General features: G+C 68.1%; 17 protein-coding genes. 6 read left to right on the top strand and 11 right to left on the bottom strand.

Going from position 1 to position 22,715, the window contains the following annotated elements; genetic code table 11:
• Nucleotides 1–194 precede the first annotated feature (194 nt).
• On the bottom strand, nt 195–836 hold the full coding sequence (locus DES44_RS01760) for a response regulator transcription factor (protein ID WP_058936478.1): 642 nt from the start codon (nt 834–836) through the stop codon (nt 195–197).
• 1 nt (nt 837) lies between these two features.
• Nucleotides 838–6,159: a trifunctional serine/threonine-protein kinase/ATP-binding protein/sensor histidine kinase gene (locus tag DES44_RS01755; protein ID WP_058936479.1), complete on the bottom strand. Its 5,322-nt coding sequence runs from the start codon at nt 6,157–6,159 to the stop codon at nt 838–840.
• 288 nt (nt 6,160–6,447) lie between these two features.
• On the opposite strand from DES44_RS01755, the gene DES44_RS01750 reads away from it, so the two are divergent.
• The 3 genes from DES44_RS01750 (at nt 6,448) to DES44_RS01740 (ending at nt 11,131) form a co-directional block, all read left to right on the top strand.
• On the top strand, nt 6,448–9,231 hold the full coding sequence (locus DES44_RS01750) for an ATP-binding protein (protein WP_058936480.1): 2,784 nt from the start codon (nt 6,448–6,450) through the stop codon (nt 9,229–9,231).
• A gap of 310 nt (nt 9,232–9,541) precedes the next feature.
• Complete coding sequence (rpoH, locus tag DES44_RS01745; protein ID WP_058936481.1) at nt 9,542–10,513, top strand: RNA polymerase sigma factor RpoH; 972 nt, start codon at nt 9,542–9,544, stop codon at nt 10,511–10,513.
• A 228-nt stretch (nt 10,514–10,741) separates the two neighbouring features.
• Nucleotides 10,742–11,131, top strand: coding sequence for a tautomerase family protein (locus DES44_RS01740; RefSeq protein WP_058936482.1), 390 nt, complete (start codon nt 10,742–10,744; stop codon nt 11,129–11,131).
• Between the two features lies 1 nt (nt 11,132).
• On the opposite strand, the gene DES44_RS01735 is transcribed toward DES44_RS01740, so the two are convergent.
• Complete coding sequence (locus DES44_RS01735) at nt 11,133–11,474, bottom strand: YciI family protein (protein WP_058936483.1); 342 nt, start codon at nt 11,472–11,474, stop codon at nt 11,133–11,135.
• Nucleotides 11,475–11,882: 408 nt separating this feature from the next.
• Here DES44_RS01735 and DES44_RS01730 point away from each other — a divergent pair, with 408 nt between their 5' ends.
• Both DES44_RS01730 and DES44_RS01725 read left to right on the top strand, forming a co-directional pair.
• On the top strand, nt 11,883–14,942 hold the full coding sequence (locus tag DES44_RS01730; RefSeq protein ID WP_058936485.1) for a sensor histidine kinase: 3,060 nt from the start codon (nt 11,883–11,885) through the stop codon (nt 14,940–14,942).
• A 54-nt stretch (nt 14,943–14,996) separates the two neighbouring features.
• A complete protein-coding gene (locus DES44_RS01725) occupies nt 14,997–15,923 on the top strand; it encodes a M14 family metallopeptidase (RefSeq protein WP_058936486.1) in 927 nt (308 codons plus the stop codon).
• A 113-nt stretch (nt 15,924–16,036) separates the two neighbouring features.
• Here DES44_RS01725 and DES44_RS01720 read toward each other — a convergent pair whose 3' ends face one another.
• Genes DES44_RS01720 through DES44_RS01700 form a run of 5 tightly spaced genes read right to left on the bottom strand, consistent with a single transcriptional unit; the run spans nt 16,037 to nt 20,269 of the window.
• A complete protein-coding gene (locus tag DES44_RS01720) occupies nt 16,037–16,660 on the bottom strand; it encodes an SCO family protein (RefSeq protein ID WP_083525839.1) in 624 nt (207 codons plus the stop codon).
• Between the two features lie 57 nt (nt 16,661–16,717).
• A complete protein-coding gene (gene cyoE / locus DES44_RS01715; RefSeq protein WP_058936487.1) occupies nt 16,718–17,626 on the bottom strand; it encodes a heme o synthase in 909 nt (302 codons plus the stop codon).
• The gene (locus DES44_RS01710) at nt 17,623–18,828 is read right to left on the bottom strand and encodes a COX15/CtaA family protein (protein WP_058936488.1); all 1,206 of its coding nucleotides are present in this window, start codon (nt 18,826–18,828) and stop codon (nt 17,623–17,625) included. The genes cyoE and DES44_RS01710 overlap by 4 nt, the downstream gene beginning before the upstream one ends.
• Nucleotides 18,829–18,837: 9 nt before the next feature.
• Nucleotides 18,838–19,503, bottom strand: coding sequence for an SCO family protein (locus DES44_RS01705; protein WP_083525840.1), 666 nt, complete (start codon nt 19,501–19,503; stop codon nt 18,838–18,840).
• Nucleotides 19,493–20,269 carry an SURF1 family protein gene (locus DES44_RS01700; protein ID WP_058936489.1) on the bottom strand — a complete coding sequence of 259 codons (777 nt, stop codon included), beginning with the start codon at nt 20,267–20,269 and terminating at the stop codon, nt 19,493–19,495. The genes DES44_RS01705 and DES44_RS01700 overlap by 11 nt, the downstream gene beginning before the upstream one ends.
• Nucleotides 20,270–20,343: 74 nt before the next feature.
• Here DES44_RS01700 and DES44_RS01695 point away from each other — a divergent pair, with 74 nt between their 5' ends.
• The gene (locus DES44_RS01695; RefSeq protein WP_058936490.1) at nt 20,344–20,553 is read left to right on the top strand and encodes a DUF2909 domain-containing protein; all 210 of its coding nucleotides are present in this window, start codon (nt 20,344–20,346) and stop codon (nt 20,551–20,553) included.
• Between the two features lie 274 nt (nt 20,554–20,827).
• Here DES44_RS01695 and DES44_RS01690 read toward each other — a convergent pair whose 3' ends face one another.
• From DES44_RS01690 to DES44_RS01680, 3 genes are all read right to left on the bottom strand, one after another.
• Nucleotides 20,828–21,709, bottom strand: coding sequence for a cytochrome c oxidase subunit 3 (locus DES44_RS01690; protein ID WP_058936491.1), 882 nt, complete (start codon nt 21,707–21,709; stop codon nt 20,828–20,830).
• 86 nt (nt 21,710–21,795) lie between these two features.
• Nucleotides 21,796–22,044 (bottom strand): DUF2970 domain-containing protein, encoded by a 249-nt coding sequence (locus tag DES44_RS01685; protein WP_058936492.1) that lies wholly within the window; start codon nt 22,042–22,044, stop codon nt 21,796–21,798.
• Nucleotides 22,041–22,706, bottom strand: a complete 666-nt coding sequence (locus DES44_RS01680) for a cytochrome c oxidase assembly protein (protein WP_058936493.1) — start codon at nt 22,704–22,706, stop codon at nt 22,041–22,043. The genes DES44_RS01685 and DES44_RS01680 overlap by 4 nt, the downstream gene beginning before the upstream one ends.
• Nucleotides 22,707–22,715 lie beyond the last annotated feature (9 nt).

Below are 22,715 nucleotides of genomic sequence, written 5' to 3'. Positions count from 1 at the left end.
GCCTCCAGACTGCTGCCGATGCTCATGAGGGGGCCGCGGGGCGCCGGCTGAGCAAGCGGCACACGGCTCACGCCACCCGGTCGCCGGAAAGCAAGGGGACGGTCGGGGTCCACTCTAGGACGGATCCGCGCCGCTGACAGTCATACCTTCGCACTATTGAACCCAACCTCGTCTGCCGGTAGGGTGTGCTGCCGTCAGATCTGGATGGGGCAGATGCCCAGTTGCTGCGCCTGCACCACCAGCATCGCCAGCGAATCCGCCTCCATCTTGCGCATCACCTGGGCGCGGTGGATCTTCACCGTGATCTCGCTGATGCCCAGCTGGTCGGCAATCTGCTTGTTCAGCCAGCCGGCAGAGACCTTGGCCATCACCTCCCGCTCGCGGGGCGTGAGGCTTTCATACCGGACACGCACGCCCTCGGCCTGCCGATCACGCGCGCGCCGCGCGGCGTCCTTGGTCAAGGCGGCATGCACGGCATCGAGCAGTTCCTGCTCGCGGAAGGGCTTGGCCAGGAAATGCTCGGCACCGGCCTTCATGGCGGTCACCGTCATCGGGATGTCCCCGTGGCCGGTGATGAAGATGACGGGCACCGGATTGCCGCGCGCCACCATCAGGGCCTGCGCATCCAGCCCGCTGGCGCCGCGCAGGCGCACATCCAGGATCACGCAGCAGGTGCGGTCCGGAAACACGTACTGCTGAAGCTCGGCCGCCGACGCCAGCGTCACGACGTCGGACCCCAGCGACCGGAACAGGCTGCTCAGCGCCTGGCGCACCTGGTCATCATCATCCACCACCACCACGGTGCTGTCTTCCAGAGAGGCCGTTGCCGGTCCCATGTCACTGCTCCTTCATCCATGCCGCGGTCTCCGGAGAAACCGACGGCGTCTCTGCCAGTGGCAGGCTCCAACTCATGACCGTGCCGCCGGCGTCCGCGCGCAGGGCCCGCAGCGTCCCGCCGTGAGACGTCACGATGCTGCGGCAGATGGCCAGGCCCATGCCCAGGCCGTCCGACTTGGTGGTGAAGAACGGATCGAAGATGGTGTCCAGCAGCGCGGGATCCACCCCCGGTCCAGCATCCTCCACCCGGACCACCACCTGCCCGGCCTCCGCCACCGAACTCAACCGCAGCCGACGCCGCTGAGCTGGCACGTCTTCCATCGCTTCCATCGCATTGGTCAGCAGGTTCAGCGCGACCTGCTGCAACTGGGCCCGGTCCGCCATCACCGGCGCCGGAGCGGCCAGGGCCAGATCCACCTGGACCTGGCGCGCGGACAGATCCGCCGACAGCAGGGTCAGCACGTCCTGCAGCAGCGCATCCAGGCTCAGGCTCTCCGGTTGCGGCGGAGCCTGTCGAGCCAGCGTGCGCACGGCCCGGATCACCTCGGCCGCGCGCAGGCCGTCCTGGCGGATGCCGATCAGGCCGGCGGTGATTTCCTCGATGTTCGGGGCTGCCCGGTTCAGCCAGCGCAGGCTGGCGTCGGCCCGGGTGACGATGGAGGCCAGCGGTTGATTCACCTCATGCGCAATCGCCGCCGACAAGGTGGCCAGCACGGTGAGGTGGGAGGTGCGCACCAGTTCTGCCCGGGCCGAACGCAGGCCCATCTCCGCCCGCAGCCGCCGGTCGCTTTCCGAGATCAGTTCCTCATAGAGCCGCGCCGACTCCAGCGCGATCGCCACCTGCGGCAGCATCAGGCCCACATGGGCCGTCCGCTGTTCATTGAACACGCCCGCTGCCAACCCGTTCTCGAAATAGATCACGCCGTCCAGCCGATCCCCGCGCAGCAGCGGCATGCACAGCGCGGATCGCAGGCGCCCTTCCCTGCCGGCCTGCGCCGGACCGCCTGGGAGGGCGGACCCGTCGGCCAGGACCAGCGCCTGCCGGGTGCGGGCCACGGTGTTGAGGATGCTCGACGGAATGCTTTGCCCGGTGGGCGGCGCATTCGCCTGCACCACCTGCACCTGCCCTTTCACCACCCGCGCGGAAGCGGTCAGCCGGAAGTCGCCGTCCCGACGCAGCAGCAGGGCGCCATAGGTCGCGCCGGCGTGGACCATCAGGTGGGTCATCAGGGTCTGCACCAGCGGCGTCATGACACTGTCGCCGGAGAGGGCCGTGGCGGCGCTCACCCCCAGCGCCCAGGCCGCCTGCCCCCAGGCGTTTGGCGTCCCCGGCGCTTGCCATCCTGCGTCCTGCCCGGACACCGCGGCAGTCGGTGCGCGGCGCTGCGCGGTCAGCAGGAGGGCCTCCAGGCGCTGGACACAGGCCTGCGCGCCCCATCGGCGATAGGCATGGCCCGCCTCCCGCAGGTAGGCCAGGGCTGCGGCGTCCAGGCCATGGGCCAGGCTCAATTCACCCGCCCACTGCAGCGCCAGGGCCTGCTCATGCACAAAGCCGGCCGCCCCTGCGCTCAGGGCGGACTGTTCGAACCCGGCCATCGCTTCGAGCGTCCGGCCCTGCAGCCGCAGCCGTTCGCTGATGAGCAACTGGAGCTTGCTCTGGAAGGTCTGCGGATGGGCACCGGCCCAGCGCCGCCATCGTGGCAGCCGCTCGTCCAGGTGGGCGATCACGGCGTCGGGGTCGTCCCGCCCGCGCTGGGAGCGGGCGAGCGACAGGCACAGATAGAGGTCGGCGTCAGAGATGTTCACATGGGCGGGGGCCGACCATGCCAGGGCGTCCGCCTCCTGCAGCAGCCCCACCGCTTCGTCATAAGCGCCCACCTGGAACAACGCCATGCCGCCGTACAGCCAGTTCCAGAAACGGGTCGGCAGCGAGTTGGCTTCGGCAATGCGCTGCAGGGTGGCCTGACGGAGCGCCTGCACAGGACGGAGCGCCTCGTGGGACTCACCGCTGCCGGTACCACTGCTCGCCGTCCCACTCAGCGCCTCACCAACCGCCCCAGTCACTGCCTCACTCACCGTCTCGAGATACTGCTGCTGCGACAACAGCAACAGCTCGATATCCCGGTACTGCATCATGCGGGTCAGTTCAAGACCCTCGTCCAACTGCTCCCGCACCAGCGCCAGCGGACGCCCCATCACCAGCAGGTCGGACACGATGTGGTTGTAGGCATAACAGGCCATCGTCGCATCGCCACTGGCCAGTCCCAGTTGCACGGCGCGCTGCACATGGGCCAGGGCGAAATCCATCGGGCGGGTCCAGACGGAGCATTGGTCCACCGCCACCAGGGTGGAAATCCGCTCCGACTCGAAGCCATGCCGGTCGATCATCGACAGCGCGCAGAGCCCGAAGGCCAGCGCGTCGTCATAGGCCTCATAGCGGCTGGCGCACTCCACCCCGAACCAGGCCAATCCATGGGCCGACTCCGGCGTTGCGCCATGGCGCACGGTCAGCTCCACCATCTTGGCCAGATGCAGGAAGCTGATGCCGTCCTTGACGAACACCGACGACAGCAAGGTCTGCAGCAGGCCCATCGCCGCGCGGATGCGAGGGTCGTCGGTCAGGGGCAGATCGGCCAGCGCCTGCACGCCGCCGTGTGCCTGCACCAGTGCCATCGTGTCGCGGTGGGCCGCCCGCATCTCGTCGGGGGCCGGATGGCGGCGCAGCGGCACTTCCAGCAGTCCCAGACCGTTCAACGCAGCATCGATCGCGCCTTCGTAGTCGGAACGGATGGTGCACAGCACGGCCTCCAGGCGATGCGCGGCCGCCCGATGCAGCGGGCTCAGCTCCCGACCCAGCAACTGCAGGATCTGCACGCCCGCTTCCTCCAGGCGGGCCTGCGCCAGCAGGGACTCGCAGTGCAGCACATGGACGCCGAACGCCACTGCGGGCTGCTCCGTCCACAGACGCTCCTCCATCAGCTGCAAGGCACGGCCGATGCAGCGGGTGGTCTGCGCCCAGGCGGAGGCCCGTCGCGCCTGGAGTCCGGCGCGCCACAGGGCCGCCACGTAGGCGTCCCGCTGCGAGGGCTCGAGCGGATGCCCGTCGGCACGCTCGATCTGGTTGCTGATGTCGAAGGCATGCGCCGTCAGGTCGTCCTGCCAGTGCAGCAACATGGCGTCGGCCACGAAGGCATGCACCTCGGCGGTCCGGTCGGCCGGGATCAGCGAATAGGCGGATTCCAGCACCCGGTCATGTTCGAAGGCATAGCCGTCGGACGTGGCGGTGATCAGCCCGGCCTCGATGACCGGCCGCAGCGCCTCGGCCAGGTCCGCCGCGGACAAGCCGGACAGCCGCGCCAGCAGTCCGGCTTCACATGCCATGCCGACACTGGCCAGATGCTGCGCCACCGCGGTCGCCTGCGCCGGCATACGGCCGAAGCGGTGCACCATCAGGTCCAGGACGGTCTCACTGTAGGGCGCGTTGGCCAGGGCCGATTCATTGCAGGTCCAGCCGCCGCGGTCGGGGTCCCGATGCAGCACCTCCTCCTCCAGCAGCGCCCGGATGAGCTGATGGGTGAAGTACGGATTGCCGCCGGTGCGGCGATGCAGCGCGGACGCCAGACGGTCCCTGTCCGCCGCCGCCTCCTGCCCCAGCACGGCCAGCAGCAGGTCGCCGACCTGGGTCTCGGTCAACGGAGGAAGGCCCAGCTCGGTCACGCCGATGGCACGTGCACGACTGGCATGACGGGCCTGGGTCATGCGACTGAGCACTTGCGCGGCCAGTTGGCCATCGACGCCCGCATCGCGATAGGCACAGATCAGCAGCACACCGGGCGGCGGCTGCTGCACGAAGGCTTCCAGCAGGCCTGCGGTGGCATCGTCGGCCCATTGCAGGTCGTCGAGGAAGACGACCAGGGGGTGGTCCTTCGTGGCGAAAGCTCGCAGGGACTGCAGCAGCGCCTGCTCCATGCGCGCGCGGGCCTGGTCGGCACCGACGTTGGAGAGCGCAGGGGTGGGCCCCAGGACATGGGCAATCGCCGGCACCAGCGCCACCACCGCCTGGCCTTGCCCGTTCAGCAGCTCCAGCCAGCGGCTGCGGACCGTCGCAAGCGTCTGGCCGTCAGCGCCCAGCAACTGAGCGGTGAGCGCCTGCAGCACCTGGGCCACCGACGCAAAGGGAATGTCCCTTTGCTGCTGGTCGCATTTGCCGTAGGCCGCGCGTGCGCCCTGGGCCGAGGCTTCCTGCAGCAGCGTGTGGACCAGGGTGGATTTGCCGCTTCCTGCGCGGCCGCCCACCTGCACCACTTCGCTGTCGCCCGTGCTCATCACCCGCGCGAGAGCCGACGCCAGAACGGCTTGCTGCGTCTCCCGTCCGACCAGCGGCGCTCCGGCGAGGTCGGCCACGGTCCGCGGCAGGGCGACCGGCCAGCCGGCCAGGGAGCCGGTGGACTTGAGCACCTGCTGCAAGGCCGTCAGCTCCGCCAGCAGCGCCGACGCGGAACCGATGCGCGCCGCCGTGTCCTTGGCCATGAGCTCGTCCAGAAGGCGGCTGATGACCTCGGGCACATCCGGTCGGCACTCACTCGCCCGACGCGGCGCGGCGGCGGCGTGCACATGGGCCCATTCGACCGGCGTGCCTCCGACCAGCGGCCATGCGCCGGTCAGCAACTCGAACAGACAGACCCCCAGCGCATAGAGGTCGCTGTTCACCGTCGGGACCACGCTGGGGTCCACCGTCTGGCCCTCTGGGAGATCGGTGTGGAGCTCCGGCGCCCGGAACGGCAGCGCTCCCGGCTCCAGCGGCACGGACGGCGCCTGGGCGCCCACAGCAGCCAGCAGCATCACGGGGCTCGTGGCGGCGCGGGGGTCCACCAGGCAGTGCTCGGTGCGAAGGTCTCCATGCACCCGTCCTGCCCGGTGCAAGGTCTGCAGGGCAGTGGCGGCCTGCACGGCCAGCGTCACGAAGGTGTCCAGCGTCACGCCTGTGGCGCCCAGCCGACGAAACGTGGTGAGGCCTTCACCGGCGGGGTGGACCAGCACGAGGCGGTCCTCCAGCCAGAGGCTCGCCGGCGGCTGTGAAGAAGGAAGCGCCGCCTGCGCGGCGCACTGGGCCTCCCGCTGAAGGCGCTGGCAGGCCGCGGTGTGCGCGAGCGGCGCCTCCCGGATCAGCCAGGTGAGGCCCACGTCCGGCTCCTGCACCAGCCGCGTCCGAATGCCGCCGCTGGCCGGCAGCAGATCGTCCACCAGCGGCCGCGCGCCGACCAGCCGGCGCGGGTCGGGGAACGAGGGAGGCCGTTCTGAAGCAGGAAGGTCCGGGTGCATGAGAGGTGGAGGCAAAGACCAGCCCGGACGCACGCCCACAGGCGGCCAGGAAGGGCCGCCCTTGCGGCGCGGCACTGCCACCCGCAGGGGTGGTTGGCTGTAGGCTGGGGTCGCGGGAGTCTAGGAGAGTGTGCGCCCGGAGAAACTTACTCGATCGGGGAATTGCCAGGGCGTGCCAGCCGCTCGTCCCTGCCTTGAAGCCGGTTTCGGTTTCACTAGGGAAACTCCCTTCCTCCCTCCCTGACTTTGAGCGTGCCAGGGGATCCGTTCTCGCGTTAGGCTGAGCCCATGCGGGATGCCTCCGTCCAAGCGGCCTCGATCACGCCTTCGGCCTCGCCCTTGCGGCGCTGGCTCGTTTCGCTCGGACTGAATGCGGCCATCGCCGGGGTGTATGCCGCCCTGGGCATCGGCGCGCTGCTGGCCATCGTGCCGCCGGATGGCGCTGCTCCGGTGTACCCCGCCGCCGGCCTCGCCGCGGCTGCGGTGCTGCGCTGGGGTCCGCGGGTGCTGCCCGGCATCGTGGTCGGCTCCCTGGCGGTCAATCTGCTGCCGGAGATGCGCGGCTCGTCCACCTTGACCGGCTATCTGATCATTGCCCTGGCCGCCGCGCTGCAGGCCTGGGTGGGAGTCTGGCTGGCGCGGCGCTGGGTGGGGCCGGTGCCGCGGCTGACCGAGCCTCGAGAAGTGCTGCGCTTCTACCTGGCCGTGGCGGGCCTGGCCTGTGTCATTGGCCCGTCCGTCGGGGTGGCGGTGCTGTCCGCCTCCGACACGGTGTCCTCGGGCGGCGCACTGTCCCACTGGCTGGCCTGGTGGCTGGGAGACGCCATCGGGGTCATGCTGGTCACCCCGCTGGCCCTGAGCCTGTTCGGACAGCCCCGCAGCCACTGGGCGCCGCGTCGGCTGAGCGTGGCGGTGCCGATGCTGCTGGCCTGCGGACTGCTGATCGCCGCCAGCTACTACGTCGCGCTCAATGAGGAAGCCCGGCGCCGGCATGCCTTCGACCTGGAGGCCGAAGCCACGCTGGACGTGCTGAGCAACGCCCTGCTGCGCCCGCTCACGGCGCTGGAAGCCAACCACAGCCTGCTCACCGTGGCCCCCTCCATCGGCCGCGCGGCTTTCGAGCGGGCCCACGCAGAGCGGCTGCTGGGCAGCGCGAGTGTCTATGCGCTGGGCTGGTCCCAGCGCGTCCCGGTGACGCAGCGCGACGCATTCGAGCGGGCCGCGCGGGCGGACGGTTATCCCAGCTACCACCTGCACGAGCGCCAGCGCCCCGGCGACCTGACGCTGGACCCCAAGGAAGACCTGCTGGCCATCCGGCTGATCGTGCCGTTCGCGCGCAACCAGAATGCACTGGGCGTCAACGTGCGCAGCATCCCGCAGGCCCGTGCAGCCCAGGACCTCGCCATCGCCACCGGTCTGCCGTATGCGGCAGAGGGTTTTCCCCTGTCCCAGGACATCGGCACTCGGGCGGTGGGCGTGGTGATCTACCGGGCCGTGTACCAGGACGGGGATCGGCTGGCCGGCGACCCACCCAAGGTCCGCGGCCTGGCCTTTGCCACCCTGCGGCCCGAGGCGCTGCTGCACGAGTCCATGCCGCCGCAGTCCACCCATCTGGACTTCTGCCTGCTCGACCGCACGCCGCAGACGCGGCAGGTGCTGCTGGCCGGTGATGACCGCTGTCTCGCGCTGCCGGCGGCCATGCCGATGCGGCAGCAGGCGGTGAGCTTTGCCGGGCGGCAGTGGGAAGTGGTGGTCTATGCGCCCAAGGGCCTGCCGATGCTGACCGGCCACGCGGCCCTGGCCTTCGCATTGGCCGGGCTGGTCTGCACCAGCCTGCTGGGCGTGCTGCTGCTGGTGGTCACCGGCCGGGCGGCCCGTGTGGCGGAACTGGTGGAAGAGCGCACCCAGCGGCTCCGCGAGAGCGAGGAACGGTTTCGGAACATCGTGGAGCATGCGCCCATCGGCGTGGTGTTCACCGACCTCAACGCCAAGCCGCAGACGGTGAATCCCTACTTTGCCCAGTTGGTGGGCTACACCGAGGATGAACTGCGCCACCTCTCCATCCTCAAGCTGACCCATCCGGATGACCGGGCGGAAGACAGCCGGCTGGGGTCGTCCCTCATCCGCGGTGAGATCGAGCGCTACAGCCGCATCAAGCGCTACATGAGCAAACAGGGGCGGCTGATCCCCGTGCGGGTGTGGGTGTCGATGCTGCGGGATGCACAGGGCGAGCCCTTCCGCCTGGTGGGCGTGGTGGAAGACATCGGCGAGCGGCTGCGGCTGGAGGAACTCGAGCGACTGCATGAAACCGCCGAAGCTGCGCACCGGGCCAAGAACGAATTCCTCTCCCGCATGAGCCACGAACTGCGCACGCCGCTGAACGCCATGCTGGGGTTCTCGCAGTTGCTGGAAGCGGACCGCGACCCGCCGGTGAGCAGCCGGCAGCGGGGCTGGGTGCAGCACATCCAGCAGTCCGGCTGGCATCTGCTGGAGATGATCAACGACGCGCTGGACATGTCGAGACTGGAAGCGGACGACATCCGGGTGGACCTGTCCCCGCAACCGCTGCCACCGATCCTGGCGGACAGCCTGGCCATGGTGGAGACGCAGCGCCAGCGCCGCCAGGTGGAGGTGCATCTGGAAACGGAGGACGACCTGCCGCAGGTCATGACCGACGCCACGCGGCTGCGGCAGATCCTGACCAATCTGCTGAGCAATGCGATCAAGTACAACCGTGAAGGGGGACAGGTCTGGCTGCGTGCGACCCGAACCCCGGTGGGCAGCGTGGCGCTGAGCGTGACCGATACCGGCGCGGGTCTGACCGAGGCCCAGCGGGCGCAGCTGTTCCAGCCCTTCAACCGCCTGGGCCGGGAGTCCGGTGGGATCGAGGGAACGGGGCTGGGCCTGGTGATCACCAAACGGCTGGTGGAGCGCCTGGGCGGCCAGCTGGAGGTGGTCAGCGCGCCGGGGCAGGGATCGAGTTTCCGATTCGAACTGTCACCCGCCCCGCCTCTGCCGGCGGCCGCGCAGCGTTCTGCCAGCGAGCCCGAACCCGGCACCCATCAAGCTTGAACACTGTGTGCAAGCTAACGCAACAATCGGGCGCGATTTCTGCCGCATGATGCTTGCAGTGGCGCCGGATACCTTTTGGGCTTTGTGACAAGGACGGCTGAGTGGAAGTTTGAGCCATGCCTCATTCGTCAGCAGGACATTGAAATCGGCAAATGTGATTCAAACGATAAATTTGCCGCTTGTTTTTCCTTCAACACTGCCCTACACAAGTTCACAAAGGCCTTCTGTTTGGCCCTTAGCACTCCAGCCCCATGAGTGCTAATATTCATCGCAACACCAGTGATTCAACTGGTTCAGGAGATTCCAAGACATGTCCAACAGCCTTGCATTGAAGACCAGCAATCCTTGGTCCCTGGTGCCGTCGCTGGGCAACCTGGATGCATACATCTCCGCGGTCAACCGTCTCCCGATGCTGACCGCAGAGGAAGAACAGGATTACGCCCAACGCCTCAAGACCAAGGGCGATGTGGAAGCCGCAGGCCGCCTGGTGCTGTCGCACCTGCGCCTGGTCGTTTCGATTTCCCGCCAATACCTGGGTTATGGCCTGCCTCAGGGCGACCTCATCCAGGAAGGCAATGTCGGCTTGATGAAGGCCGTGAAGCGTTTTGATCCCGATCAAGGTGTTCGGCTGGTCAGCTACGCCATGCACTGGATCAAGGCCGAGATCCACGAATACATCCTCAAGAACTGGCGCCTGGTGAAGGTGGCCACGACCAAGGCTCAGCGCAAGCTGTTCTTCAACCTGCGCTCGATGAAGCACAGCCTGAAGGAAAGCGCGCAGGACCAGCAGCGTTCGTCCCTCACCGAGCGTGAGATTGACCTGGTGGCCAAGGAGCTGAACGTCAAGCCGGAAGAAGTGCTGGAGATGGAAACCCGTCTCTCCGGTGGCGACATTGCGCTGGAGCCGCAGGGGGATGACGACGGCGAGAGTTTCGCTCCCATCGCCTACCTGGCCGACGAATCGCAGGAGCCGACCCGTGTGCTGGAAGCCCGCTCGCGGGACACGCTGGCCAGCGACGGTCTGCAAAAGGCGCTGGACGTGCTGGATCCGCGCAGCCGCCGCATCGTGGAAGAGCGCTGGCTGAAGGTGAACGACGACAGCTCCGGCGGCATGACGCTGCATGAGCTGGCGGCAGAGTACAACGTGTCGGCCGAGCGCATCCGCCAGATCGAAGTGGCGGCCATGAAGAAGATGCGCAAGGCGATGGCCGGTGAAGACGTGGCGGCTGCCAAGCCGGCGGCGCGCAAGTCGTCCAAGGCGGAAGTGGCCGAAGCGGCCTGACGCTCAGCGACGGGAGGCGAGGCCTCTCCGTTGCGCTCCGTCGAAGATCAAGGGCTCCCCAACGGGAGCCCTTGTTGTTTGAGAGCTTCGTTATCTCTGGCTTTCGCGACCTGCGCGCCTGGCCGTTGGCAGGCCTTGCCCATGCACTGCGCACCCTGCGTGCATCGGGCACCGCGCACCGCAAGGTAAAGTGCCAACACTCCGGCCCGGTCGGAGTCTGGAGACTCCATGCCGATCTGCTTCATCCATGGTCATCGCCCTCGCCCTGACGCGGAAGTCGCCGCGCTGATGTCCGCACTTCATCAGGCCATGCTCGACGCCTTTCGGGTGCCGGACGATGATCACGACATTCGTTATGTGGAGCACCGTGCGGCCCACTGCCGCATTCCCGGCGGCAAGACCCAGGACTATCTGCTGGTGACGGTCCACATGTTCCCGGGCCGTTCCGTCGAGGCCAAACGCACGCTCTATCAAGCCATCGTGCGCAGGTTCGCCGAGGCCGGCACACCCGCCAACGAGGTCAACATCCTGCTGCAGCCCCTGCCGCTGGAAGACTTCGGTCTTCGCGGCGGCCAGGCTGCCTCTGACCTGGACCTGGGGTTCAAGATCGACGTCTGAATCAGGACGCTGGATCGAACATGAACACGCGCAGTTCCTGATCGCAGCGGCACGCCGACGCCAGTCGTGAGGCCCAGTGCACAGCCTCCTCGCGGGACGGCAGCTCCAGCACCGCGAAGCCGCCGTTGATCACCGGCCCGTCGGGGTAGCCGCCCTCGGTCACCGCGCCACCGGCGCCCACCCGCACAGGCGCCACCGCTTCATCGACGCCGCCGGCAAACACATACACCCCTGCACGCTTGGCGTCTTCGATGACGGCTCGCGATTCGCGGCCAGCCGCTTCCAGGGCTGCACCGGAGGCGGTCATGGCCCAACTGGGGAATGAAATCAGGTATTTGCTCATGGCACGCTCCACGGGTTTTGCGCGGACCCAAGGCCCACATTGGCCCGAGTATCATCCGCCCGCCCGATCCTGAGCGAGTCCCGCGCGCCGATGCCCTCGACCCTTCCTACTGCTGGCTCGACCCCAGGCGTCCCACGCCGGCAGCGGTCCATCCAGCGGCAGGGCTGGCGCACCGGAGGGAGCGGCTTGTGGCGGCTATTGCAGAGCGTGGCGCTGGCCGCGTCGGCACTCACGCCAGGAATGGCGCTGACTGCGGCGACCTCGACGCCGGCAACGCACTCAGCAAGCTCGACACTTGCAACGCCCTCGGCAGGCTTGGCCCGCTCGACGCCCGCAGCGCTCTCCGCAAGATCCGCGCTTGCAGCCCCTTCGGCGGTCACCCTGGCGCCGCCCGCCCCCGCCCCGCTCGTGGAGTTCAAGCACGACGCCTGGACCATCGAACAGGGTGCCCCCAGCCGCATCAACGCCATCACCCAGACCCGGGACGGTTATCTCTGGATCGGGAGCGTGGAAGGCCTGTTCCGGTTTGACGGCGTGAGCTTCGAGCCGATCCGCCTGGAGGGCGATCAGGGCCAGCGCCTCGTGGTGTCCAGTCTGCTGGCCACGCGGTCGGGAGACCTCTGGGTCGGTCTCGGACGCGGCCGCGGCGTGGCCCGATGGCGCGACGGCCGCCTGGTCGATGCTCGCATGCCCAACCCGTCCCGCGAGGTCAACGACCTGCAGGAAGATCCGCAGGGCGGCATCTGGGTCGCCCGGGGCGGACGCAGCACCGGCATGCTGGCGCGGTTTCACGACGGACGCTGGGAAGAGCCAGGGCCCGAGACCGGCTTGCCGGCCCAGCCGGTGTGGCAGTTGCACTTCGGACGGGATGGCCGGCTGCGGGTGGTCCTCTCCGGCGCGCTGGCCGTCGCCGACTTCACCCAGCATTCCAACACGACCGGCCAGGCCAACCAGGCCAGCCAGGCCACCCTCAAAACCCTGCGCTTCCAACTGGTCGAAACCGGACTGTCCCCGCGCGCCAGCCTGACCGAAGACACCCACGGCCAGCTCTGGCTCTCGGACGCCAATGGGCTGCGCGCGCTGCAGCGGTCTGCCAGCCCGGACACTGCCTTCCGCTACCCGAATCCGGTCGGCGGCTCGCGCCTGATCTTCGACCGCCAGGGCGACCTCTGGACCACGACCTTCAACAGCGGTGTGCTGCGCATCCAGGCCCCCGGCCACCCGCTGACGTCCGCCCGCAAGGACGCGCGACGCATCGCGTCGTTGCAGGCCAGCGCCGGCCTCACCTCGGACCAGACCCGTGCGCTGTTCCAGGATCGCGAAGGCAATGTCTGGGTCGGCACGGAACTGGGCCTGGACCTGCTGCGGCCTGCCAGCGTGGTGGCCGACCCCGACCTGCCCGCCAATTCGCCCACCAGCTACCGCCTGGCCGTTACCCGTGACGGGGTGGTGTATGTGGCGGATGCCAGCGGGCTGTATGCCATCGCGCCGGGCGAGCGACCGCGCCGGGTGATGGCGCTGGAGAGTCCGGCGGAGGCCCTGTGCGACGCGGGGGAACGCGGCGTCTGGTTGTTCCTCGCCGACCGGGTGCTGAAGGTGGATCCGGACCGCGTGACGCGTCTGGCCAAGCCGGTCCGCGGCACCGCCTATGGATGCGCCGAAGATCAAGAAGGCCGCCTCTGGATGCCGGGCCTGGACCAGGGGCTGCACTGGTGGCAGGACGGCCACTGGCAGCGCTGGCCGGAGGCCTTGCCGTCCGCCTCCCTGCCCGCCAATGCGGCACGGGATCGTGGCGGGCGCGTCGCGGTGGTGTTCCGGGGACCGCCGCCCAGCGGCGACACGCCCTTCCTGGCGTTGGACATGAGTCGCTCCGCCGTGGGTGGCATCGAAGGGCTGCTGCCCTCGCAGGCAGGCCTGCTGATCAGCGGCAGCCTGGGCCTCGGGCCAGCGATCGCGACGCCTCCGGGCTCCCCACCCCATGACGCCCTGAAGCCGCCTCCGGCCCTTGCAAACCCTGCGAACCCTGCAACCCCTTCAGCCGCCTCAAGCGCTTCAGCCCGTTCATCCGCTCTTCCCAATGGGCCCCTTGCCCTGGCGCTCCCCGCCTCGGCCCATCCCTGGGCCGCCTCGGTCAACGGCCTGACGCAGACGCCGGCCGGCGACACCTGGCTGATCGGGGACGCCGGCATCGTGCGGCTGCGCACGGCCGATCTGCAGGCAGCGCTCCAGCAGCCGGGCGCTGCCCTGCCCTATCGCGTCTTCGACTTCAAGGACGGGCTCAACAGCTTCGTGCAGAAGGCCCCGGGCGCCCAGGTCGTGACCGGCGCAGACGGCAGGGTCTGGTTCCTCACACGGCGCAATGTGCAGCGCATCGACCCCGCCACGCTGGCGCCCAACCCCTTGCCCCCGCCCGTGCTGGTGCGCGCCGTGCAGGCGGGGGATGACACCTTTGCCGCGGGGTCCTCGCTCACCTTGCCGGCGGGCACCACCACTGTCAGGATCGACTTCACCGCACTGAGTTTTCCGGTGCCGTCCCGCGTGCGGTTCCGGCATCGACTGGTCGGTGCCGAGCAGGAACGCTGGAGCGAGCCACGACCGGACCGCAGCATCGTGCTGCAGGACCTCAAGCCCGGGCGCTATCGGTTCGAGGTCATGGCCAGCAACAACGATGGACTGTGGAACCCGCAGCCGGCCCAGCTGGCGTTGTCCATTCCGGCCACCTTCACCCAGTCCCTGGTCTTCAAGCTCGCAGTCGCCGGCGCGGTCGGGCTGCTGCTGTACTCGCTCTACCTGATGCGCATCCGGCGGATCCTTGCACGGCTGCGGGAGCGCAGCGAGGACCGCAGCCGCGAGCGCGAGCGCATCGCCCGCGACATTCACGACACCTTGCTGCAGAGCGTGCAAGGCCTGATCCTGCGATTCCATGCGGTGGTGGGGCGGATGCAGCATGAGCCGGCCTTGCAGCAATCGCTGCATCAGGCGCTGGACCGGGCCGAAGCGGTGGTCGTGGAGGGCCGCGACCGCCTGCAGGGACTGCGACGCGCCAGCGGCAGCGACCTGGAGCAGGAGCTGCGGCTGCTGGTCCAGGAAAAACCGTTCTGCGCCGGGACGCAGGTGAATGTCTCCAGCTCGGGGCCGCACCGGAGGCTGCGTCCGCATGTGTTCGACGAGGTGCTGTGCATCACCGGGGAGGCGCTCTTCAACGCCGCTCGTCATGCGCGGGCCTCCGACGTGGCCGTGCACATCGACTATGGGCGCCACTGGTTCACGGTGCAGGTGCATGACAACGGCATCGGCATGGTGCGCACTGGCAAGGATGGTCACAGCAGCCACTTCGGCCTGCTCGGCATGAAGGAACGTGCGGCGCGGGTGAGCGCTGAGCTGGACATCAACGGCCAGGCCCGACCCGGCACGCAGGTGTCGTTGCGGATCAAGGCGCGGATTGCCTACGCACGAGACACCGGTTGAGCAGTGGGAGAATCCACCGACCCCTTCTCGACCCTCACGTTCTGCGGAGTTTTCATGAGCACAGCGCACTTCTATCCCGTCGGCACGCCCGGCGTCCCCTGGGGCGATGCGGAGCGTCAGGCCTGGCGGGAGCGGCAGGTGCGCAGCCGCAGCTACCAGGACGATGTGGTGGCGCGCATGGACAGCCTGGGCGACCGGCTCGAGTGCCTGCGCTATGGAGAGATCCAATACGGCGACCAGACCTTCCCCCTGGTCGCGGCCCGCAGCCGGGACTGGCATCCGGACCTGCCGGTGGCCCTGGTGACCGGTGGCGTGCATGGCTACGAGACCAGCGGCGTGATGGGGGCCTTGCGCTTCGCGCAGGACCATGCCGCGGCGTACGCGGGGCGCTTGAATGTCCTGGTTGTGCCCTGCGTGAGCCCCTGGGCCTATGAGCGCATCAGCCGCTGGAACTACCACGCCATCGATCCGAACCGGAACTTCGGCGCACGCCGCGAGGCGCAGGAATCCTCCGCGGTGATCGCGCTGGTCGCGCCGTATCTGGGCCGCGTGCTGGTGCACATCGACCTGCACGAAACCACCGATACCGACATCACCGAATTCCGCCCGGCCCTCGCCTCGCGCGACGGGAAGGCCCTGGAGCCTGAAACCGTGCCGGACGGTTTCTACCTGGTGGGGGACAGCGAGACCACTCGTCTGGACTTTCAAGTCGCCATCATCGACGCAGTGGCGAAGGTCACCCACATTGCACCGCCGGATGCGCAGGGCCACATCATCGGCTTCCCGCTCAGCGCACCGGGGGTGATCGAGTTCCCGGTGAAGACGGCGGGCCTGTGCGCCGGGTTCACCGGGGCACGGTTCACCACCACCACCGAGGTCTATCCGGACAGTCCGCGCACGAACGCTGCAGAGTGCGAAGCCGCGCAGGTGGCGGCAGTGCGTGCGGCCTTCGACTTCGCGCTGGCGCATGAGCGCGACTGAAGGGCCACGGAACGGGCGATTGAACGGCGGTTGAACGGGCGATTGAACGGGCGACTGAACGGGCCGCTGACCGAGGCTGAACGGGGCGCCTGATCAGCCCCCGCGAGCACGCCTCACTGGCCGGCCAGCAACAGCTTGATGTCGCTCATCAGCGGCTGGGTGCCGGCCCCATAACGCGCATACACCCGCACCCGGCCCTCGGGGTCGAACAGGAAGCTGGCGGCGGTGTGGTCCACGGTGTAGGTGTCCGGCGTGCTGCCGGCCTTCTGCGTGTAGTAGACCTTGAACTCCTTGGCCGTTTCCTTGATCTGCTCTTCGCTGCCGCGCAGCGCCACGAAGCTCGGATCGAAGCTGGCCAGATAGACCTTGAGCAGCTCGGGCTTGTCGCGCTGCGGATCCACCGTCACGAACACGCCCTGCACCCGGTCACCGTCCGGGCCCAGCGCCTTCTTCACCTGGGCCAGTTCGGCCATGGTCGTGGGGCAGACGTCCGGGCACTGCGTGTAGCCGAAGAACACCACCACCACCTTGCCCTTGAAATCGGCCAGCGTGCGCATGCGGCCATCGATGTCCGGCAGGCTGAAGTTGCGGGCGTAGTTGGCACCGGTCAGGTCCACGCCCTGGAAGCTGGTCTTGGCATCGGACTTGACGCCCAGCTTGTCGCAGCCGGTCAGCAGCAGTGCGGCACTCAAGGCCGCGCCCAATGCAGCCAGGCCCAGGGTACGTCGGACGATCATGTGTGAACCTTTGGAACGAAAACTTCAGAGGCGTCGGAGGCGTCGGAGCTCGCGGACTCAGCCGAGCCACGGGCTCAGATAGTGATCCAGCAGCAGGGCCCCGAACAGCAGGGAAAGATGGAAGAGCGAGAAGAGGAAGGTGCGCCTGGCCAGCGCTTCCGAATACGCGCGCCACAGCCGCCAGGCATAGTGGCAGAACATCAGGCCCAGGATCATGGCGGCGGCCAGGTAGAGCCATCCGCTCATGCCGGTGAGGAAGGGCAGCAGCGTCGCCGCGAACAGCACCCAGGTGTAGAGCAGGATCTGCAGCCGCGTGAATTCGTTGCCGTGCGTCACCGGCAGCATGGGCAGGCCGGCCTTGCGGTAGTCCTCGCTGCGGTACAGCGCCAGCGCCCAGAAGTGCGGCGGTGTCCACAGGAAGATGATCAGGCACATGAGCCAGGCTTCCGGACCCAGTTCGCCGCGCATGGCCGCCCATCCCAGCACCGGCGGCATGGCGCCGGACGCGCCGCCGATGACGATGTTCTGCGGCGTGGTGGGCTTGAGCAGCACCGTGTAGATGACCGCATAGCCGACGAAGGTGGCGAAGGTCAGCCACATGGTCAGCGCATTGACCCAGATGTAGAGAATGGCCGAGCCGACGGCGCACAGCACGGCGGAGAACAGCAGCGTCTGGCGACGGCTCAGTTCCCCCCGGGCGGTGGGCCGCCAGGCGGTGCGTTTCATCTTGGCGTCGATCTGCTGCTCGATGAGGCAGTTGAAGGCGGCGGCCGCACCGGCCACCAGCCAGATGCCGGCGGTGCCTGCGATCAGCCGCACCCATTCCTGCCCCTGCGGCAGACCGGGGATGGCCAGGGCCATGCCGATCACCGCGCAGAACACGATGAGCTGCACCACGCGCGGCTTGGTCAGTTGATAGAACTGCCACCATCGGGAAGGCATGGCGGCCTGAGTCAGGGAAGTCATCTCACAGGATCCAGAAAAACCGCCTGGCGGCCGGCCTTCAGACGGGCCAGCACCAGGGAGCAGATCAGCAGCAGCGCCGCGGCGCCGCCGGTATGGGCCAGCGCGGCCACCAGCGGCCACCCCAGCACGACGTTGGACAGGCCCGAGGCCACCTGCCAGGCGCCGACGGCCAGCAGGCGCCAGGCCCAGCGGCGGCTTTCGCCGCCCTGCCGCCACAAGGCGGCGGCGAGCGCCAGCAGCGCCACCACCACCACCAGGGCGCCCACGCGGTGGGTCAGGTGGATGGCGGTCAAGGCCTCGAAGGGTAACCAGTCTCCGTGGGCCCCACGCCCCAGCTCGCGCCAGATCGTGAAGCCGTGCTCGAAATCAGTCGGCGGCCACCATTGTCCCTGACAGGTCGGGAACTCCCGGCAGGCCAGCACCGCATAGTTGGTGCTGACCCAGCCGCCCAGGGCCACCTGCACCAGCACCAGCAACGTGAACAGCAGCATGCCCACCCGCAGGCCCCGGCTCGCCTTCAGCGGCTTGGGCGCATAGGCCTCGGCTTGCCAGGCCAGCAGCATCAGCAGGCCCAGCGCCAGCATCAGATGGGTGGTGACGATGGCGGGGAACAGCTTCATGGTCACCGTCAGCGCCCCGAACATGCCTTGCACCAGCACCCACACCAGGGAGGCGGTGGCCCACCAGGGCGACAGGGACGGCTCCAACCGGATTCGGCCTGAACCTGGCGGCCCACCTGAACCACTCGACCCACGCGGACGATCAGCGGCCCCACCCGCGCGTGCGCGACCGGCGTGGACATGCTGCCGCCAGCTCTGCACAGCCAGCACGAGGATCAGGAAACCGACCGCGCTGGCCAGATAGCGGTGCAGCATCTCCACCCAGGCCTTGCCGTGGGTGACCGGTCCGGTGGGCATGGCGGTCTGGGCGGCGTGGATCTCGTCGCGGGCGCCCAGGGGCGTGGCGGTGCCGTAGCAGCCGGGCCAGTCGGGGCAGCCCAGGCCAGAGTCGGTCAGGCGGGTGAAGGCGCCGAACAGGATCAGGTCGAAGGTGAGGAACACCGTCATCACGGTCAGCGCGCGCAGGCGCTGGCCCGGTGTGGCGCTGCGCTGGCGCAGGAACCACCACAGCAGCGGCCCACCGCCGAGCAGGGCGGCCATCAGCAGCAGTTCAAGCAGCGGGGCGAAATCGAATCCGGTCATGCGTGGCTCTCAGCGCCCGGGCCGGTCCCAGCCGGCGTTGGCGCGCATCAGTCGTTCCAGGTCTTTCTTGAACTTGCCCGGATCGGGCTGGGCGGGCGATCGCAGCATCCAGCGGCCCATCGGGTCCACCAGGAACAGGTGCTCGCCCATGCGGTGTCCGGGGGCGGGCATCAGCCAGGCCTGCAGGGCGGCGGTGGGCGCGCGCAGCAGGGTGACCTTGGGTTCGTGGCCGATCAGGGCGTCGAGCTGGGCGGGGGTCAGGCTGACTTCGTCGGGCAGCAGGACCAGCTTGTCCAGGCGGTCCCGGTCCTTGCCGAGCATCTCGCGCAACTGGCGCTGCATGAAGAGCATGCGCTCGCAGCCGTCGTTGCAGCGGGCCTGGGCATCGGGGACATAGGTGAGCAGCCACTGGCCTTGCAGCGACTGCGGATTCACTGCGTCGCCGCTGAGGGTGCGCAGGGGCAGGTCATGCGGCAGGTCGCGGGTGGGGGTGATGAGGTCGCTGTAGGCGGAGCCGCGCAGGTCCAGCACGTAGAAGCTGAAGTAGGAGGCGATCACGGGGGCGGCGCAGACCAGCAGCACCAGCCACATCGTCCAGTGGCGACGGCGATTGCCTTCGGCGTTGGTGACGGGCAGGCTGTGGACGGCCAGGGTCACCGGGCCGTCAGGCGGCATCGGTGTCTGGGGAACTGCGTCGACGGCGGTCTCTCCGGAGAGGGGCGAGAACTTGGAACCAGACATAAAGACCCAGAATGAGCGCAGCGAGCGCAAACCATTGAAATGCGTAGCCGTAGTGTTTGTTCACGTCCACCGCCGGGGCGGGCCAGTGGCGCAGCAGCCCATCGGAGGGGGCGCTGGACGCTTGCGGCGAGGGCGTTTCCAGCAGCACCAGGGGCAGCAGCCGCACGCCGGTCTCGTCCTGAAAGGCGGGCAGTTCCACATTCTGCCGGATTGGTCCTGACCTCACGGGCGACCCGAGTTCGAAGGCCCGCGACGGCGCGGCCGCAATGTGGCCTTCAATCCGCACATCGCCCTGGGGCAGCACAAGGGTGGGCAGACGCTCGCGCTGAGCGGCATCGCGGGGCACCCAGCCACGCTGCACCAGCACCGACTCTTGACGGCCTTTCAGCTGAAAAGGGGTGAGCACGAAGAAGCCGGCTCGCCCGTCCATGGGCCGATTGTCGAGAAACACTGTGTGGGCCGGCTGCGCGTCCCACTGCCCGACCAGTTGCGCATGCCGATGCAACAGCGCTTCAGGCAGCGCTTCATCGGCCTTGGGCAGTTGCTCATTGGACAGCGGGGGCAACAGCGCGCGCTGCTCCAGCGCCTGCTGAAGTGCGATCTTCTGAGCCGCGCGATCCAACTGCCAGCGCCCGAGACTGATGGTGACGACGAGGCCGACGAGGGCAGCGACGGCGACGACCCAGCGCCGATCAGCCACGTGGTGCTTCCTTGCTGCGGGGGTGGTCTTTCCCGAGGGAGGGACGAAGGCCCCGAGTGGAATAATGGCTCATCATGAAGATCATTGTCACGCTGGCCTTCATCGGCATTTTGGGCGCCTTGTTCAGTGCGGGCATTTTGATGCTGCGCCGTCACAAGGGCCGGGCCAGCATGGCCAATGCCTTGGCGGTGCGGGTGGGCATCAGCGTTGCGCTGTTCCTATTCATTCTCTTCAGCGCATGGATGGGCTGGATCCACCCCACCGGCATCACCTTCACCCGCTAGCCAGCGAAGCCTGCACACCGCAGGTGTGCCGACACTTCACCAGCGCGCCACCCGCAGCACCCCACCCTGCCCCACCAGCCGCTCCCTCTGCACACCGAAGGTGTGCTAGGACGCGCGCAGCGCCGTCCCACCTCCAACGGAGCCCGCGGAACTGGCTCTGCCAGGCCGCTGGGCTCGCCCCCTGGGGGGGCCGCCGTCAGGCGGTAGGGGGGACAACTTCTCTCCAGGCCGCTGGGCTCGCCCCCTGGGGGGCCGCCGTCAGGCGGTAGGGGGGTTAGAACCAGTAAATTATGATGTAGAGGCCCAGCCAGACCACGTCCACGAAGTGCCAGTACCACGCGGCGCCTTCGAACCCGAAGTGGCGGTCCGGCGTGAAATGCCCCTTCATCAGCCGCAGCGTGATGAACAGCAGCATCAGCATGCCCACGAACACGTGGAAGCCGTGGAAGCCCGTCAGCATGAAGAACGTCGAGCCATACACCCCCGACGTCAGCTTCAGATTCAGCTCATGGTAGGCATGCACATACTCATAAGCCTGGAAGCCCAGGAAGGTCAGGCCCAGCAGCACGGTGATCCACATGAAGGCAATCGCCCGCGCGCGGTGACTGGCAATCAGCGCATGGTGGGCCACCGTCAGCGTCACGCCGGAGGTCAGCAGCAACGCGGTGTTGATCGTTGGAATCGGCCACGGCCCCATCACCTGGAAGGGCTCGACCGTGCCCGCCGGTGATCCGGTCGCGCCCGGCGAAGCGCTCGGCCACACGCCCTGGAAGTTGGGCCACAGCAGCGAGTTGTCCAGGCTGCCCAGCGTCGGCACCGTGTACCCGCGAGACCAGAACAGCGCGCCGAAGAAGGCCGCGAAGAACATCACTTCCGAGAAGATGAACCAGCCCATGCTCCAGCGGAAGCTGGCGTCGATGCGGTCGCTGTAGAGACCGCCTTCGCTTTCATGGATGGCATCGCCAAACCACTGCTTCAGCACAAAGGCCCACCACAGCAGCCCGAACAGCAGCGACCAGGCGCCCCAGTCATGCCCATTGATCCACTGGCCCGCACCCAGGATCACCCAGAACAGGCCAAAGGCGGCCATGGCCGGATGGCGGGAAGGTCCTGGCACAAAGTAATAAGGGGTCTTGCCGTGAGTCGTTGCCGACATACCTTGTTCTCCTCGAATGCTTGCGATCTCGTCGATTCCGGTACTGCGTTCTTGATCTCTGACCAGGGGTGACGCGACGCGGGGCCTCAGGTGCCCGCCACGCCGCTGCCCACCACCCAGTTCACCAGCAGCAGCAATCCCACCACAAACAGCACCGCGGCCAGCACGCCGGCCACGACCACATGCAGCGGATTGAGCTGCGACACATCCTTGTCGTACTCCGACCCCTTGCGGATGCCGAAGAACGACCACATCACCGCCCGCAAGCTCCCCAAGAAGGAGCCTCTGCGCTGCAGGGCCTGCTTGAAATCATCACCGGGACGCGGAGCGGTCATGTCCGCGGCTCCTGTCCCTGGCCCTGCTCCTGGGCCCTGCCCTGCACCGGTCCCGGCGTCTGCACCGGCAAGGCCTGCGCCTGCACCTTCACCGCCGACCCACCCTTGCCCGGAATCTCGAAGAAGGTGTAGCTCAGGGTGATGGTCTTCACATCCCTGGGCAGCTTCGGGTCGATCACGAACACCACCGGCCACACCTTCTGCTCGCCGGGCTGCAGCGTGTATTCATTGAAGCAGAAGCACTCCAGCTTGTTGAAGTAGGGTGTGGCCTGCTTGGGCGCATAGCTGGGGATGGCCTGGGCTGCCATCACCCGGTTCTGCACATTCTGGAAGGTGTACATCACCGTGGTCAGCTCGCCGGGATGCACATCCATGTGACGCACGGCGGGCTTGAAGTCCCAGGGGCCGCGGGCATTGGTGTCGAATTCCACGCTGATGCGGCGGCTGTAGTCGACCTGCGTGTTGCGCAGGTCTTCCTTCTTCACCGCATGCTGCCGCTCCCCCAGGGCCAGCACATTGATGCCCAGCGCGGTGCAGACCGCGCGGTAGATGGGCACCAGCGCATAACCGAAGCCCGCCATCATGGCCACCACCACCAGCAGCTTGCCGGTCATGCGCAGGTTGTCCCTGCGGATCCAGGCGGCCAGCGGTCGGCGGTCCATGGCGTCGGG

The sequence above is a fragment of the Roseateles depolymerans genome (assembly GCF_003387155.1).
Lineage (GTDB): Bacteria > Pseudomonadota > Gammaproteobacteria > Burkholderiales > Burkholderiaceae_C > Roseateles > Roseateles depolymerans.
This window is presented reverse-complemented; position numbering and strand designations above follow the sequence as displayed.

Coding starts and splice junctions, on each gene's coding strand:
- DES44_RS01760 (WP_058936478.1), bottom strand. CDS start 836: ATGGGACCGGCAACGGCCTCTCTGGAAGACAGCACCGTGGTGGTGGTG.
- DES44_RS01755 (WP_058936479.1), bottom strand. CDS start 6,159: ATGCACCCGGACCTTCCTGCTTCAGAACGGCCTCCCTCGTTCCCCGAC.
- DES44_RS01750 (WP_058936480.1), top strand. CDS start 6,448: ATGCGGGATGCCTCCGTCCAAGCGGCCTCGATCACGCCTTCGGCCTCG.
- rpoH (WP_058936481.1), top strand. CDS start 9,542: ATGTCCAACAGCCTTGCATTGAAGACCAGCAATCCTTGGTCCCTGGTG.
- DES44_RS01740 (WP_058936482.1), top strand. CDS start 10,742: ATGCCGATCTGCTTCATCCATGGTCATCGCCCTCGCCCTGACGCGGAA.
- DES44_RS01735 (WP_058936483.1), bottom strand. CDS start 11,474: ATGAGCAAATACCTGATTTCATTCCCCAGTTGGGCCATGACCGCCTCC.
- DES44_RS01725 (WP_058936486.1), top strand. CDS start 14,997: ATGAGCACAGCGCACTTCTATCCCGTCGGCACGCCCGGCGTCCCCTGG.
- DES44_RS01720 (WP_083525839.1), bottom strand. CDS start 16,660: ATGATCGTCCGACGTACCCTGGGCCTGGCTGCATTGGGCGCGGCCTTG.
- cyoE (WP_058936487.1), bottom strand. CDS start 17,626: ATGACTTCCCTGACTCAGGCCGCCATGCCTTCCCGATGGTGGCAGTTC.
- DES44_RS01710 (WP_058936488.1), bottom strand. CDS start 18,828: ATGACCGGATTCGATTTCGCCCCGCTGCTTGAACTGCTGCTGATGGCC.
- DES44_RS01705 (WP_083525840.1), bottom strand. CDS start 19,503: ATGCCGCCTGACGGCCCGGTGACCCTGGCCGTCCACAGCCTGCCCGTC.
- DES44_RS01695 (WP_058936490.1), top strand. CDS start 20,344: ATGAAGATCATTGTCACGCTGGCCTTCATCGGCATTTTGGGCGCCTTG.
- DES44_RS01690 (WP_058936491.1), bottom strand. CDS start 21,709: ATGTCGGCAACGACTCACGGCAAGACCCCTTATTACTTTGTGCCAGGA.
- DES44_RS01685 (WP_058936492.1), bottom strand. CDS start 22,044: ATGACCGCTCCGCGTCCCGGTGATGATTTCAAGCAGGCCCTGCAGCGC.
- DES44_RS01680 (WP_058936493.1), bottom strand. CDS start 22,706: ATGGACCGCCGACCGCTGGCCGCCTGGATCCGCAGGGACAACCTGCGC.